Origin of the sequence: Bradyrhizobium sp. 215_C5_N1_1, from assembly GCF_052075935.1 — a bacterium.
Classification (GTDB): Bacteria; Pseudomonadota; Alphaproteobacteria; order Rhizobiales; family Xanthobacteraceae; genus Bradyrhizobium; species Bradyrhizobium barranii.
Genome location: NZ_CP197228.1, coordinates 6,227,546 through 6,240,433 on the forward strand (window position 1 = coordinate 6,227,546; position 12,888 = coordinate 6,240,433).

The 12,888-nt window shown below is 64.9% G+C and carries 17 protein-coding genes; all 17 read right to left on the bottom strand.

Features of this window, described 5'->3' with window-relative positions:
* Positions 1–723: a hypothetical protein gene (locus tag AB7G19_RS29955; protein WP_441268676.1), complete on the bottom strand. Its 723-nt coding sequence runs from the start codon at positions 721–723 to the stop codon at positions 1–3.
* A complete protein-coding gene (locus tag AB7G19_RS29960) occupies positions 723–2,786 on the bottom strand; it encodes a hypothetical protein (protein WP_441268677.1) in 2,064 nt (687 codons plus the stop codon). The genes AB7G19_RS29955 and AB7G19_RS29960 overlap by 1 nt, the downstream gene beginning before the upstream one ends.
* Before the next feature lie 127 nt (positions 2,787–2,913).
* Complete coding sequence (locus AB7G19_RS29965) at positions 2,914–3,375, bottom strand: gene transfer agent family protein (RefSeq protein WP_441268678.1); 462 nt, start codon at positions 3,373–3,375, stop codon at positions 2,914–2,916.
* Positions 3,372–3,521, bottom strand: coding sequence for a hypothetical protein (locus AB7G19_RS29970; protein WP_441268679.1), 150 nt, complete (start codon positions 3,519–3,521; stop codon positions 3,372–3,374). The genes AB7G19_RS29965 and AB7G19_RS29970 overlap by 4 nt, the downstream gene beginning before the upstream one ends.
* 3 nt (positions 3,522–3,524) lie before the next feature.
* Positions 3,525–3,917, bottom strand: a complete 393-nt coding sequence (locus tag AB7G19_RS29975) for a hypothetical protein (RefSeq protein ID WP_441268680.1) — start codon at positions 3,915–3,917, stop codon at positions 3,525–3,527.
* Positions 3,917–4,339 (bottom strand): phage tail tube protein, encoded by a 423-nt coding sequence (locus AB7G19_RS29980; RefSeq protein WP_354099643.1) that lies wholly within the window; start codon positions 4,337–4,339, stop codon positions 3,917–3,919. Before AB7G19_RS29980 ends, AB7G19_RS29975 begins: the two co-directional genes overlap by 1 nt.
* A gap of 59 nt (positions 4,340–4,398) precedes the next feature.
* Positions 4,399–4,899 carry a hypothetical protein gene (locus AB7G19_RS29985; RefSeq protein ID WP_441268681.1) on the bottom strand — a complete coding sequence of 167 codons (501 nt, stop codon included), beginning with the start codon at positions 4,897–4,899 and terminating at the stop codon, positions 4,399–4,401.
* A gap of 47 nt (positions 4,900–4,946) precedes the next feature.
* Positions 4,947–5,363, bottom strand: coding sequence for a DUF3168 domain-containing protein (locus AB7G19_RS29990; RefSeq protein WP_441268682.1), 417 nt, complete (start codon positions 5,361–5,363; stop codon positions 4,947–4,949).
* Positions 5,363–5,737: a hypothetical protein gene (locus tag AB7G19_RS29995; protein WP_441268683.1), complete on the bottom strand. Its 375-nt coding sequence runs from the start codon at positions 5,735–5,737 to the stop codon at positions 5,363–5,365. Before AB7G19_RS29995 ends, AB7G19_RS29990 begins: the two co-directional genes overlap by 1 nt.
* A 6-nt stretch (positions 5,738–5,743) precedes the next feature.
* On the bottom strand, positions 5,744–6,157 hold the full coding sequence (locus AB7G19_RS30000) for a hypothetical protein (RefSeq protein ID WP_441268684.1): 414 nt from the start codon (positions 6,155–6,157) through the stop codon (positions 5,744–5,746).
* Positions 6,158–6,161: 4 nt separating this feature from the next.
* Positions 6,162–6,473, bottom strand: coding sequence for a phage fiber-tail adaptor protein (locus tag AB7G19_RS30005; RefSeq protein WP_441268685.1), 312 nt, complete (start codon positions 6,471–6,473; stop codon positions 6,162–6,164).
* A complete protein-coding gene (locus AB7G19_RS30010) occupies positions 6,473–7,177 on the bottom strand; it encodes a head-tail connector protein (protein ID WP_441268686.1) in 705 nt (234 codons plus the stop codon). Before AB7G19_RS30010 ends, AB7G19_RS30005 begins: the two co-directional genes overlap by 1 nt.
* A gap of 31 nt (positions 7,178–7,208) precedes the next feature.
* Positions 7,209–7,565 carry a hypothetical protein gene (locus tag AB7G19_RS30015; protein ID WP_441268687.1) on the bottom strand — a complete coding sequence of 119 codons (357 nt, stop codon included), beginning with the start codon at positions 7,563–7,565 and terminating at the stop codon, positions 7,209–7,211.
* A gap of 91 nt (positions 7,566–7,656) precedes the next feature.
* Positions 7,657–8,904 (bottom strand): phage major capsid protein, encoded by a 1,248-nt coding sequence (locus AB7G19_RS30020; RefSeq protein WP_441268688.1) that lies wholly within the window; start codon positions 8,902–8,904, stop codon positions 7,657–7,659.
* An 80-nt stretch (positions 8,905–8,984) separates the two neighbouring features.
* A complete protein-coding gene (locus AB7G19_RS30025; RefSeq protein ID WP_441268689.1) occupies positions 8,985–9,791 on the bottom strand; it encodes a head maturation protease, ClpP-related in 807 nt (268 codons plus the stop codon).
* The gene (locus AB7G19_RS30030) at positions 9,788–11,125 is read right to left on the bottom strand and encodes a phage portal protein (RefSeq protein ID WP_441268690.1); all 1,338 of its coding nucleotides are present in this window, start codon (positions 11,123–11,125) and stop codon (positions 9,788–9,790) included. Before AB7G19_RS30030 ends, AB7G19_RS30025 begins: the two co-directional genes overlap by 4 nt.
* Positions 11,122–12,888, bottom strand: coding sequence for a terminase TerL endonuclease subunit (locus AB7G19_RS30035; RefSeq protein ID WP_441268691.1), 1,767 nt, complete (start codon positions 12,886–12,888; stop codon positions 11,122–11,124). The genes AB7G19_RS30030 and AB7G19_RS30035 overlap by 4 nt, the downstream gene beginning before the upstream one ends.

Below are 12,888 nucleotides of genomic sequence, written 5' to 3' on the forward strand. Positions count from 1 at the left end.
TCAGTTCACGGGCGCTTCGATGAAATCGACGCCGGCCGAATTGAAGGTCCAGGGCTGGACCGATAAATTCATCGACTCCGGCTTGGCGAGCCGCATCGTGCAACACGGCCGATCGAATTCGAGCTGCTCGCCGTCCTCGACCGCCTCGCGCAGCGGCGGATTGAAGGTGATGGTCGCATGCGCGTCGTCGTCATAGACGACGGTCGCGATCTCATAGAGCCGCCATCCGACGGTCGGATGGCGCACCGAAAAGCTCTCACCGCCGACGAGCTCTGCCGCCATGCGAATGTCGATCGCCATGGTGGTCGCGCGCAGATCCGCACCCCCGTCACAGACGATGTCGATCATCGGCTGATAATAGCTGGTGCCGTCGCTGAAGGTCGAACCGTCGCTGTGCGGCACGGTCATGACGCGCGCGATGCCGGACGGATAGGGAATGAACAGCGCATCATTGCGCGGCACCACGATGGCGTTGACGCCGCCGTCGCAGACCTGGCGCACCGCGCGCCAGAGCAGCGTCGACCGGCGTTGCCGCTCCCGGCCCTTGCCGGGACCCGAAAGGCTGACATCCGACATGACGCAGGACCAAAACCCGCCGCCATCGGTTCGGACGTAAGTCGAGGTTGACTGCATGGTGATGCCCGGCGTCGCGGCGACGCCAAGCAGGTTCCAGCTGTGGGCTTTCTCGCGCAGCAACGCGCGGGGGAAATAGATTTGCGGCATTAGCCGACCCCCGTCGCCTGCATGCGCTCCGTCGAAATCAGCACCTTGGAAATCTCACCGAGCTTGCGCTGCGTCGCGATCTGGGCCTGGTTCATCCGCTCGATCGTCGCCGGGTTGATCTCGCCCGCGATCTGGTTGGTGATGTGCAGGGTCGAGCCGCCGGCGACCTGGCGGGAGATGTCCGCCGGCAGGATTTGCGCGCCTTTCGGCACGTTCATAAGCTCCGGACCGCGCTCGCCGACCCATGCGAGCCCGCCGGGCGCGCTGGAGGTGCCATCAGCAAAGCCGGGAATGCCGATGCCCTTGAGTATCGAGCCAAATGTCGATAGCCCACCGGTCGCTGGCGCATTGAAGAACGACGAAAACACAGAGTTGATCGCCATCTTGGCTAACTGCTTCTCAAGGCTGACCAGGACCGCATTAAGGTCCTTGCCCTCGACCACGGCGTCGGCGAACGCGGTTTCCAGCGCGCCGCCGATCGAGGCCGACGCGCTATTGAGCCTCTGCAGGCTCAACGCGGCCTGATCATGCTGATCCGCGGCCTGCCTGATGTTGCGCGACGCCGCGAGGAACGCGTCGGAGTGCTCTTTGGTCAGCTGGATGCCGGCCGCCTCGAGCGCCTGCTGCGCCGACATCGACTGCCGTAGCTTTTCATATTTGTCGATCTGCTCCTGCGTGACCTCGCCCTCGTCGCGCACGATCGCCGTCAGCGCCTGGAATTCGGCCCGCAGCTGCGCCCGGCTGGCGTTGTTCTGGAACATCGCCGCGGTGTCGGCATTCAGCGTCGCGATGTGCTTGTTGATGGCGTCGATCGACACGTCGAACTGATCGCGCTGCTCCGCCTTTTCCTCCGGCGGCTTCGGAGCGTCGCTCGGTCGCGGCCGCGGCAGCAGCGCAGCACCATTGCGTGCACGCGGAAACAGCTCCTCGTCCTTCGGGATGCCGGGAAAGTCGGTGAACTCCGAGAACATGCCGGACGGCGCCGCCGAGAACGGCTGGCCGCGCGCAGCCAGCATGCGCTGACGCTGGCGCAGCAGGTTCGGATTGACGAACACGGCGCTTTCCGGATCGTTCAACTGAGACTCGACCGAGCTGGCCTGATCCTGCAGCTGCTGCACGCGGTCGCGCGCCCGCGGGCCTGCCGCCGACGCCTCGGCGATCAGCCCGACGATCGAGGCCCATGTGTCCTTGATCTTGAGCGCGATGCCGTCGAGATCCTGCCAGCTCGGCTTGAGGTTGTTGGTGATCGTGTTCCAGGCATCGTTGAGCCGGTCGTCGATTTCCTTGGCGCGCATCGCGCTGGCGTTGGAAATGATGTCCGAGGCCTGCAGCTTGGTCTCGATCGTGCGCGCGATGTCGTCGATCGACGTCTTGCCCTGCCGCAGTCCGTCGACAAACTTGGCGCCGAACATCTTCTCGCCGAGATCGAGCGCGGCGACCTGCTGGCCGATCGCGTTCAATTCCTTCATGCCGGTGATGACGGCGCGGATGCGGTCGTCCTGACTGCCGGACTGGCGAAACAGGTCCAGCGCCGTGAACTTGTCGCTGGTCGAGAACATCTCGCGCATCTCGGTCAGCGCCTTCTCGACGGCATTGACCTTGGTGACGCCCTGATCCCACACCGACCAATCGGGATTAAGCGTCGGCTTGGTGGCTTGGAACGCCTTGTCCAGCGCCGCCGTGAAGGTCTCGACTTCCGCCTCGGCGCCCTTGGCGCCGGCAATGAAGGCCTGGAAGAACTGCGGCGTCAGGCCGGTGCGCTGCGCGCCCTCGGCGACCTTGACCATCTCCTCGAGATCGCCGCGCACGCCGTCGATCGCCATCCCGACGAGCTTCGCCGCCGTCACCACGGCGCCGAAGATGCCGACCAACTGCAGCGCGGACGCGCCGACGCCGGCAAACAGCCCCGCGGCAGCAGGGCCGCCGAGCGAGGCATTCATCTCCGCAAACTGCTTGAGAACGAACTGCGTCGCCTGGCGCGTGCCGGTCTTGGCGCGCTCGACGCCCTTGTCGAATTCGTCCATGTTCAGCGAGACAGGGATACGTAAGGCGGGCGCCGGCATCAGTTCAGCAATCCGTTGGTTTCGAGCAGATCGTCGAAATCGTCATCGCTCATCGGGGTGACCTTGGTCTCATCACCGCCATGGACGCGGTTATGGCCCTCGACCGCGGCGACGATCTCCCAGAGGGCTACGCCTTCGGTTTCGCGCGGCGTCCAGCCGAGGCCGGCTCCGAGGCCGATGACTTCGGAGCGGCAGAGGCGTCCGTCGTCGAGGAAGAGTTGCCGGCCGTTGTCTGATCTGCCACCGGCCCCGCTTTTCCCAAGGGGTCTTCCGGCACGCCGATTAATACGGCCTCGAGCACGGCATAAGCGACCATCACCGACGGCGCGAGGCCATGCGCATTGAGGTCAACATGATGCTTGACCGCCGCCATGGCAGCCTCTGGCGACTTGCCACCGCCGATCAAGCCGAGCCGGATCGTCTCCCGGATATCGGAAAGATAAAAATCCTTCTCGGCAATCCGTTTGAGAATGACGGCAATGCCGGCGTTGCATTTGGACTCAAGGTCGAGGATCAGCCCCACCTTGGACAGGCAGAATTGATCCTCGCCATTGGCCCAGATGATGGTTCGCGTTCCGGGCGCGCTCATGCGACCTCGCCATCGAGAACAGCCAGCGCGAGCGGCGCAAGCAGGGGTGAGCGCAGGATCAGATACGTCCGCAGACGCTCGGTCCGCGACACACCGCGCAGCCGCTGGCGCAAGAGCCTGAAATTATGCTTTTGGATGTCAGTCATCCCCTACCCCTGATCGATAGCGTCATTGACGGCGTCCTCGATTTCCTGCCGAACATCGCCCTGGATCTCCCGCCAGGTCGGGAAAAACCACGGCTGCGCCTCTTCGTGGACGGTGCCGTATTCACTCGCCAGCGCGTAGTCGTACTCGACGCCGGAGCCCTCGCGGATTTCCTTTGTCGTCTCTGGCCCGCCGGCTGTGATCTCGAGATCGAGATCGTTGCGCTTGCGGCGAACCTTGACGGTTCCCTTCAGCCTGCCGGACAGCTCCGGCGCCGCGTCCTGGATCTTGCCGGCTGCGCCGCCGGCGATATCCTTGAGATCGCCGGCAAGCTTGCGTTTGGTCTTGTAGGACAGGCCCGAAAACCAGTCCTGCAGCTGGTCATCGGGCGAGGCCATTACTGCAGGACGGTTTCGCCGTCGCTGTCGAGGGTCACATCGAACGTCGTGCGACTGCCACGCTGACCGGTGATATTGAGCTTGGTCAGCTTGTAGGGGCCGGTCCAGGTGCGCGTCGTGCCGAGCTTGATCTGGACATTCTTGCTGTCGCCGCTTTCAAACCAGGCGTTCCAAGTGTCGAAGTCTTCGTCGGCGACAACGCCTGCCCCTGAGATGGACGCAGACAGAGAGACGATGTCTCGTTCAAGCCACGATGGCGCGTCGGGATCATCGCAGTCCGGCACGTTGGTCTCATTTGTTGCCGCCGTGCGATTGAAGCTGCGCGAGTTGAGCCCGCACGGAGCAGCAAAGACTTCCGGCGTCGCTCCATTACCGAGCGACACCAGAAATTTTGAAAACGTGAGAGTTTGGGCCTTTGCCATCGAACCTTTTCCTTTCGCCGATCAGGGCAGCCAACAGGGAAGCAAGATGCGACGCCGGCTTACGCCGACGCCGCAATGATCTCGATATTGTAATTGACGCTGCCGCCGGCGCCGTTGGCGACCTTGAGAAGGTCACCGGTCGCAGCGGTCACCGTCCAGCCGGTGCGGCTGACGAACAGCGCGCGATCGCCGGGCTTGAGATCGACCGAATGCGTCGCGCCGGAGAACGGCCCGTTGAAGGTGTTCGACGCCGCGGCGCCGACCGTCAGGGTCGAGAGCGAGGCCTCCGGGTTCTCGATCATGATCGCCTTGACCTTGGCGGCATTGATGGTGGCGCCGAAGGCGTCGAGCAGCGCGCCGGCCAGATCGAGGTTCTCGGAGGTCGAGGCCGCCAGCGTGCGGGTGTCCATGAAGGCGATATCGGCCTTGCCGTAACCGGTGCCGCTGGCGAGCTGGACATCGGCCGCATCCGGCATCCGGTCGACGACATCGCGGCCGTCGAGGGTCTTCCGGTTGGTGGCCGCGATCGAGGCACGCACGATGGTGTTGAGCGAAGTCATGACAGCTCCTGCTGCTTGGGGTGGTGAGGGACGCGGGAAAGAACGCGCTAGACCGCCGCGGCGTCGGTCAGGATCGAGAAGGTCAACACGGCATGGTTGGTGACGCCGTCGGGATCGCGCAGATAGCTGGCGCTTTCGAGCAGGACGGACTGCGTGCCGCTGTCGACGGTACGCAGCTCCTCCTCGTGCAGGGCGCTGACGACGACGCCGCCAACCTTGCGCGACTTGTCGGCCTGCTTGAACTGATCCCAGACGTGGATCGTGACCGAGGTTTCGGCCGCATCGACGCCGTCGGCCGATTCCGGGATGACCTGCATGTTGCCGATCGTGACCAGCGGATAATCCGGCTTTGCCGGCACGCGATCATAGATGCGATCCCCGATAAGCGCCGTCAGCGCAGGCGTCGCCTTGAGCTTCGCCTCGAGCGCCGCGCGCAGATCGGCCGCCGGATCAGTGAACGCCATCAGCCCGAAATCCGCATATCGATCCGCACCACCTGGTTGCCGATCTTTTTCGCGTCGACCCATACCACCGTGCGCCGAGCCTCCTCGCCATCGAGCGCGACCTTGTCGCCCTCGTTCTCGCGCGGGACAATGTTGGCGGGATCGCCGTCTGGCCAGCCGCCCGCGAGCAGAGACGTCGGCGACAGGATCAGGGTAAAGCCCGACGGCTTAATGCCGGCCGCCGCATCGTCCGACTTGGTCCGGTCGACGCGGGCGCGGCAGGTGACGGTCGCGACGACGCTGTTGTCGTCATCCTCGCGCGTCAGGACCACGTCCTGGCCGTAGGCAGCCAGGAAGCGGTCGAGCTGCGCGATCGCAGCGGCCGCAGACATCATGGCCGGTCAGCCCTCACCGGTCCGCGACGTGATGACCTGCCCGGTCTCGCCGCTCGAGTCTTGCGACGAGCCCCCACCATCGTTTGGGTCGCCATTACTCCGCGCCGTCATGCGGTCGATAACCTTGTCGAGCGCCGCGCGCTGGTTCTCCAGCGAGCCGACATGCGAGACCAGCGCGGCATGCTGGTCATCGATATCGTCAAGCACGGTGTCGTAACGCTTGCCAGTGACCGCGAGATCGGCCTCTTGCTTCTCCGCCCGCGCCAGGCGCGAGGAGAAGCCGGCCAGCTCGATCGGCCGCTTGATGGAACGATTCATGTCCAAGCCCTCCAGAATTGACGGATCGCGCTCGATCGCGACCAGAAGTCGACGCAGCCGCAACCGCTTGTGCGCAATAAGGACCAGCGCGGCGACATCCACGCCGTCACCGCGTCTTGACCCGCAGCAGGATCGTCTGCTCGAGCACGGTGCCCGTCCTGGTCGTCACGCGGTTGACGACACCGTAAGCCTGCCCCGCCTCGCCTCCGGAGATCCAGACGGTCGCGACTTTGTCGGAATTCTCCGACTTCGGCGAGATCAAGCCGGACGGCAGCGCAAAGGTCGATGACGCGATCGCGTCGCCGGCGGCCAGGCGCGCCGACCAGTCGACAGAGAAGTCGACGGTTTCATCGGCCAGCTTCGCCGGCCAGACGGCGCGGACAAGGCCTTGCGGCAGGACGAAGGTGCGGACGGCCATCAGTATAGCGACAGGTTGGAAAGAAGCCCGGCGATCGCATTGCGCGTCACTGCGGCAAATTCGGGGTTGTTTTGGTAGCGCTGCGAACCCACACCCTCGACGCGATCCTCGAAAACCATCTGGTCACGGGTCATCAGCGGCAACAGATCCCGCACGGCGAGGCAAACCGCCTGCGTCAATTGCCGCGGCATGATGTTCTGGACCTCGTCATATCCGCAGGTAAAGCGGATGCGGACCGAGGCGTCATCGACGCGCGCAACCGGCCAATTGCCCTGAAAAACCGGCGCGATCGCCTGGCGTTCGAGCGGCGCGCCGAGGCCGAGAATGCGATAGCCGGTCCCAAGCACCAGCGTCTGGTCGACGCCGCTCGCATCGAAATACTTGACCGAGACGATCGACAGAAGCGGCGCATAAGGCAGCGGGATCGCCAAGGGATTGTTGTAGGGCGCGACCTTGCGGCGCCGGTCATTGAAGGAGCGCAGCTGCAGCTCCCATGTCTGCTCGCGCAGGGCGCGGCCAAGCCACCCGGAAGCTGCGTCGAGATTGTCGACCGCGGCATAGATCGCCGCCTGAATACTGAGGTCTTGGTCCGCCCCCGCGATGCCGAGCATCGCCTTGCAGTCGGCCAGTGTGACCACATCCTCGGTCGGCGGTTCGATCAGAACCGCACGGCCGCCATCGCTGATGTCGTTGTTTCGGAACATGCGCGAGATCCTCGACGGCGGCCGGAGATGGTTACTGCTGCGCCTTGGCAGCGGCTTCGCGTTCCGCCGCTTCGCGCTCATCCATCCATGCGACGATCGCCGCGATGATCTCGGCTTTCTTGGTCGCGCCCTTCAGGTCGATGCCGCGCTGTTCGGCGCCGGCCTTCAGCTCGTCAACGGTCGAGGACTCGAGCTGCATCCGGACGTCGGCCTTCGCCTGCTCGCGCGCATGCGCCTCGAAGCGAGCCTCGTCGCCCTTGGTCGGAAAGCGAGCCCCGCCAACGCCGACCAGGCGCCGCGCCTCGGCTTCCTCGTGATCGTGCGGATCGCCCGGCTTCAATTCCGTGCCATCGGCAAGTGTGTGGTATGACGTCATAATCACTCGCATCGTTCTCACCTCCTCGGGAAAAAATGGGGCTTACATAAAAAGGGCCGGGAAACTGTCCCGGCCCTTCTCCCCCGACACGTCCTGAAGGCGATCAGGACGCCGCGTTAACGAACAGCTTCACTGCTCCGCCGACGTCGATCAGGTTGCCGCCGGAGCGCATCCAGGCGAGGAAACCGACCTGGCCGAGTTTGGTGTAAGCGGAGTCCGTGAAGCGGAACATGGTCACATCCATCACGTCGCGGATGTTGTATTCGTTGAGCTTACCGTAAGCGATCGACTTGGCGCTCGCGGCCATCACCGCCATGTCCTGGTTGACCTGGATCGGATCGCCGAGCAGCGAGTCGGGGATCTTGCCGGCCTTGCCGCCGGTCGGGATAGCGAAATCCCAGCCCGGCACGAAGATCGGGCGCTGCTGGCCGTCCTTGATCTTGCGGATCACCTTGACGCTGGAGTCGTGCATCATCCACTTGCACTCGCCGGTCTCGCGATAGGCCGGATCGACCGAATGCTGCATGTCGATCAGGCTGTCATAAATGATCGCCGTGACCTGGCTGGTGCCGTTGCCGGCAGTCACGCCGGCCGAAGCCGCCGTGACGAGGCCGTTCGGCTCGTTCGAGCCATCGCCAAGCCCAATCGTGAACTTGGTGTTGGTGATGCGGCCGAGGCGCGTGGTCGAGCGCTTGATCACGAACCCCTCGACGTCAACCTCGCTATCCTGCAGCAACTCGAACGGGACCGCGATGATCTTGGACGAGAACTTGTAGACGTTCAGCGGGACGAAGCTGAACGTAGGATCGGCCCCGGTCGCGGTCGTGTTCTGGCCGATGATCTCGCCCGTCTCGGACGTGCCGTCCGAGGTCGGGTAATTCATCGGGTTGCCCTGAGACGTCTGGAACACGGTCGCGACGGCGCGCATGCCACCATAGGCCTTGAGCGCATCGAGAACCGTTTTCTGCACCTCGGTCTGGACCGTGTAGCCGCCCTGGCTGCCCGTCGTGGTCGACATCGTGGCCCGGATCTTGGTCCAGTCCTCGGTCGACAGAGCGTTCGGGTCACGCACCCACTTGGCGAACAGCGTCGAGGCCTCCGACTTCCGGTCCTGGCCGACGCGCAGCGCGGCATCGACGACCAGGTCGCGCTGCAGATTGTCGGCAGCCGCCTGGATCACGCGCTCGTTGCGCTTGATGTTGGCCTGGATCTCGACGAGCTGCGCGTCGAGCTTGTCCCATTCCGGGCCGTCGACGGCGGCATTCCACTTGTCGGCGGGCTTATCCGCCATCGTCTGCATGACGGCCACGATGGCCGCGCCCTGCGCTCTCAGTTCCTGTAGTGAAGCCATTCTGAACCCCTTTTTTGGCATGGCTAGAAACCGCCTCGGCCCGGATGGCCGCGGCGCTTGTCCTGCTCGGCGCGGCGCGCTTAGGCAGTTCGTGCGAGCAGGTGCGCGCGACGCTGGCGCTGCCCCCGCTCATGTTCGGCGGCCGCGATCGTCGCGGCCTTCTCGCCGTCGAGGCGATCGCGCTCGGCGAGCGCCGCATCGACCGCGGCGTGAATCTTGTCATCCGTCTGCGCCGCCGGCGGCGCCGGCGCCCGCTCGAACGCCGAGACGTCCCAGCGCGCCCGCGCATTGGTCGCGGCCTTGTCCTTGTCGCCGGCCAGCTCATCGGCGAGCCCGCAATCGATCGCCTCCTGCGGCGTCAGCCAGGTCTCGGCAGCCATCAAGCTCATGAAGGTCGCGGCATCCTTGCTGCCGCGCGCGGCGTAAGTGTCGGCGAGCTGGCCGTCGATCTTTTCGAGCAACTCGGCCGTCGCCATCAGGTCGTCGGCATTGCCGATGCCCCACGTCCAGGCCTTATGGATCATCATCATCGACGCCGGCGCCATGATCACCTTGCTCGCGGCGATCGCAACGACCGAGGCCGCCGAGGCAGCGTAGCCGTCGACATGAGCGATGATCTCGCCGTCATATTCGCGCATGATCTGCGCGATGCCGACGCCGGCGAAGACATCACCGCCCGGCGAGTTGATGCGCAGATGCACCGTGCCGGACATCCCGCGCAGCGTCTTGGCAAAGCCCTGCAGCGAGACGCCGCCATACCACTCGGCCTCGATCTCGCTCGACACGATCAGGTCATAGAGCTCGATCGTGTTGCTGGCCGCATCCGCGCGGAACGTGCCTCGCTTGGTGTTAGCGGCGAGCAGGTTGAACAAGCGACGGTCTTTCATGCTGCAGCGTCCTTCGGTTCGGTTGAGCCCTGATCACTCGCCGCCGGCGGCGCCGCGCCGGCGTTGACGCCGAGCTTGTCGGCATCCGCATCCTTGTCCCGCGGCAACCGCAGCTTGGCGCGTGCCTCGTTCGGCTTCATGAAACGCGGTTCGCCGGCGCGACCGACCGCGACACGCAGGGATTCGTAGAGCGTCTTGGTGTCGGCCTGCTCGAGATCGGAAGTGTCGAATACCGTCAACCGCGAGCGCGTCCGGAACAGCTTGCGGTCCAGCTCGCGCTCGATCTTGTTGAGATACGGCCGCAGCGTGTAGCGCACGAAGCCGATCGACATCGCCTCGACGCCGGAGCCCCAGGACGTCGTCTTTTCGTTGTGGCCGATCATGAAGGGCGGCACGCCATAGGCGCGCGCGATCTCCTCGATCTGGAATTGCCGCTGGCCGAGCAGCTGCATGTCGCTGGCGGATATCTGCAGCGACGTCATCTTGAGGCCGGAATGCAACAACATCGGCCGATGCGCATTCTCAACCGAGCGATGACGCTCGTCGATCAGGCCCTGCAGCTCCTTGATCTTCGGTTCGCCGAGCTGCTGCTCGGTTGAGAGTGCGTAATCGGGCCGCGCGCCGTTGGTGAAGAACCGCGCCGCATATTCCTGCGCGGCGATTGCGACGCCGCCGGCATTGCGCAGCGAGTAGCGCAGCGGCGTCATGCCGCGCAGGCCATCGAAGCCGAACCCCGGAACGTGGATGATATCGTCCTGGTCGAAGGCGCGGGTCTGGCCGATCACCTGGCCATTGGCGAGGTACTCCGGCGAAATCCGATACACCATCCGGCCCGTCTCAGGCACGATGCCGTTGACGACGCGCAGCGGATGGACCGGCTCGAGCCCGACAGGCTTGAACATCCGGTCACGGTGGATGATTGCGAAGGCGTCACCCTCGGCCAGGATCGACTTGGTCAGGAATTCCCAGCCGATCGGCGCCGGCCAGCGAACCGACATCTCCTCATTGAGCACCCACAACAGCGGATCGTCGAAGATCCGCGAGCGCTCGCCGCTTGGGATGTCGACGCTCATCATGTTGACCGGCAACGTCTGGATCGCGCCAGAGATCAGCGACCAGCAGGCATAGATCGACGTCACCGTGGCCGCAGAATGCTCGGTCAACGCCGGAAGCCCGCCGCCCCAATTCGGCCCGAACAGGTCGGCCCAGGCTTGCGAACCGCGGACGATATCGGTCAGCGGCACCATCTGCGTCGCGTTTTTCGGCGGCTCGAAATCATCCGGCACGCGGATAGCGGGCGCCGAGGTACCGAGAGCATCGGAAAGCCAGCTCATAACAACACCAGGCCAGCGGTCGGCGCTTCCGGCGCCATGGCGAGCGCCTCGGTCATCACCGCGGCGACGACGCCGTCGATCGAGTCCTCGCTGCGCTTTTTCGCAGGCACGTAGTTCATGTTTTCGTCAAAGCGCACGTTGCAGTGCCCCACCATCCAGCGCGCGACAGGATTGCCGCCGTGATCCATTTCCGAGCCGAAAACCTTGCGCTCGAATTCCCGCGTGCCGAGACCGAGCGACTTTGTGCCGAACCGCATCTCGACGAAGAGATCCTCCGGCTGGCCCGCCTTCGCCATGCGATTGTAGAATTCCAAAGCGTTCCAGCTGTCCCAGCCGATCTTGGTGACGCGGTAGTCGGCGCAGGCCTTCAGCGCGGCGTTGACGGCATAGTCGAGCTCAAACACGCCGCCGGGAATTGACACGATCGCGCCGTCGCGCACCCATTGATCGAACGGCGTGCGCTCGGCCGCGACGCGCTTCTCGATCGTTTCGCTCGGCAACCAGAAATGCCAGATGAACTTGGTGCGCTCGCCCTTGGCGATTGGCGGAAAACGCAGGCACATCGACGCCAGGTCGAAGCTCTTGGTCGAGTCGAAGCTGAGGACGCACTCGCGACCCTTCAGCTCGTCGCCGAGCCGCTTCCACGCCTCGCGATCCGGGCTCGCCGCATCCCATTTGCGCACCGAGATCCAGCGCGCGAAATCCTCGACCCACTGATTGAGATGGTAGCGCCGGAACGCCGCCTCGCCCGCCGGCGTCACGGCCTTGGAGATCTCGCGCGCCAGAAACGCCTTGGTCGGCGACAGGCCAAGCGATGGATTTGCCGCAGCGTGCGCCTTCGGATCGCGCCAGTCGGCGTCCTCGTCCGCCGCAAAGATCACGACCAGCGTGGTCGGGTCGTCGATCCGGCCGTCGAGGATCTTCTGCGACTCCTCCCACAGCTTGAAGCCGGTCTTTTGCGACTTCAGGCCCGCGGTCGAGGCATAGAGCCGGATCGGCTGCAGCGAGGCGCCCTCGCCCTGGCGCAGCGTGTCGGCCAGCTCGGTCGACACCCATTCGTGCATCTCGTCGCCGACCGTGACGAACGGCGCGCGCCCGTGCTTGCCCTTGGCCTTGCCCGGCATCAGCCGGAACGCCGAGCGCAGCTCCGCATTCCAGAGCTGCTTGGCAAAGACCTTGATCGACTCGCCGGTCGTCGGTGAACGAAACACGCCCGGCGCATAGCCGATCATGTCGCCCATCTTGTCGAAGACCTCGCGCGCCTGGCTCTCGTCGTGCGCGAAGCAGAAGCCCGCGCCGCGGCGCTGCCCCTCGATCGCCCAGAACAGCAGCGCCAGCGCGGCGAGAAACTCGCTCTTGCCGTTTTTGCGCGGCACCCACAGCCGCAACTCGCAGAACAGCCGGACGTGAACCTGCGTCGGCTGCATGGTCTCCGGATCGAGGATCTCGGTCGGAGCCTTCCAGCCGATCAGCAGCCGGACGATGATCTCTTGCCACGGCGACAACCGAAACGGCAGGCCCGCGAAGCGGCCAACCGTCAGCTTGAACCAGGTCGGCCAGCGGTCGACCACGGCCTGCGCCTTGGTCGCATCGTACCAGGCGCCCGGCACCGCGGCCGCGCGCTGCCACGCTATCCGCGCCCACGAATAGCCCAGTTCCTCGACGGCATGCGTCAGCCATTCCGGCTCCGGATGGAGCTGCGGCCCCGCGATCACCGCGATCGCGAGCGCGGACGCTTCCGTCTGCAGCTTTGAGTCCTGCAT

Coding starts and splice junctions, on each gene's coding strand:
- AB7G19_RS30010 (WP_441268686.1), bottom strand. CDS start 7,177: ATGTTCCGAAACAACGACATCAGCGATGGCGGCCGTGCGGTTCTGATC.
- AB7G19_RS29975 (WP_441268680.1), bottom strand. CDS start 3,917: ATGGCCTCGCCCGATGACCAGCTGCAGGACTGGTTTTCGGGCCTGTCC.
- AB7G19_RS30015 (WP_441268687.1), bottom strand. CDS start 7,565: ATGCGAGTGATTATGACGTCATACCACACACTTGCCGATGGCACGGAA.
- AB7G19_RS29955 (WP_441268676.1), bottom strand. CDS start 723: ATGCCGCAAATCTATTTCCCCCGCGCGTTGCTGCGCGAGAAAGCCCAC.
- AB7G19_RS29985 (WP_441268681.1), bottom strand. CDS start 4,899: ATGACTTCGCTCAACACCATCGTGCGTGCCTCGATCGCGGCCACCAAC.
- AB7G19_RS29960 (WP_441268677.1), bottom strand. CDS start 2,786: ATGCCGGCGCCCGCCTTACGTATCCCTGTCTCGCTGAACATGGACGAA.
- AB7G19_RS30020 (WP_441268688.1), bottom strand. CDS start 8,904: ATGGCTTCACTACAGGAACTGAGAGCGCAGGGCGCGGCCATCGTGGCC.
- AB7G19_RS29970 (WP_441268679.1), bottom strand. CDS start 3,521: ATGACTGACATCCAAAAGCATAATTTCAGGCTCTTGCGCCAGCGGCTG.
- AB7G19_RS30005 (WP_441268685.1), bottom strand. CDS start 6,473: ATGGCCGTCCGCACCTTCGTCCTGCCGCAAGGCCTTGTCCGCGCCGTC.
- AB7G19_RS29965 (WP_441268678.1), bottom strand. CDS start 3,375: ATGAGCGCGCCCGGAACGCGAACCATCATCTGGGCCAATGGCGAGGAT.
- AB7G19_RS29995 (WP_441268683.1), bottom strand. CDS start 5,737: ATGATGTCTGCGGCCGCTGCGATCGCGCAGCTCGACCGCTTCCTGGCT.
- AB7G19_RS29990 (WP_441268682.1), bottom strand. CDS start 5,363: ATGGCGTTCACTGATCCGGCGGCCGATCTGCGCGCGGCGCTCGAGGCG.
- AB7G19_RS29980 (WP_354099643.1), bottom strand. CDS start 4,339: ATGGCAAAGGCCCAAACTCTCACGTTTTCAAAATTTCTGGTGTCGCTC.
- AB7G19_RS30035 (WP_441268691.1), bottom strand. CDS start 12,888: ATGCAGGACTCAAAGCTGCAGACGGAAGCGTCCGCGCTCGCGATCGCG.
- AB7G19_RS30030 (WP_441268690.1), bottom strand. CDS start 11,125: ATGAGCTGGCTTTCCGATGCTCTCGGTACCTCGGCGCCCGCTATCCGC.
- AB7G19_RS30025 (WP_441268689.1), bottom strand. CDS start 9,791: ATGAAAGACCGTCGCTTGTTCAACCTGCTCGCCGCTAACACCAAGCGA.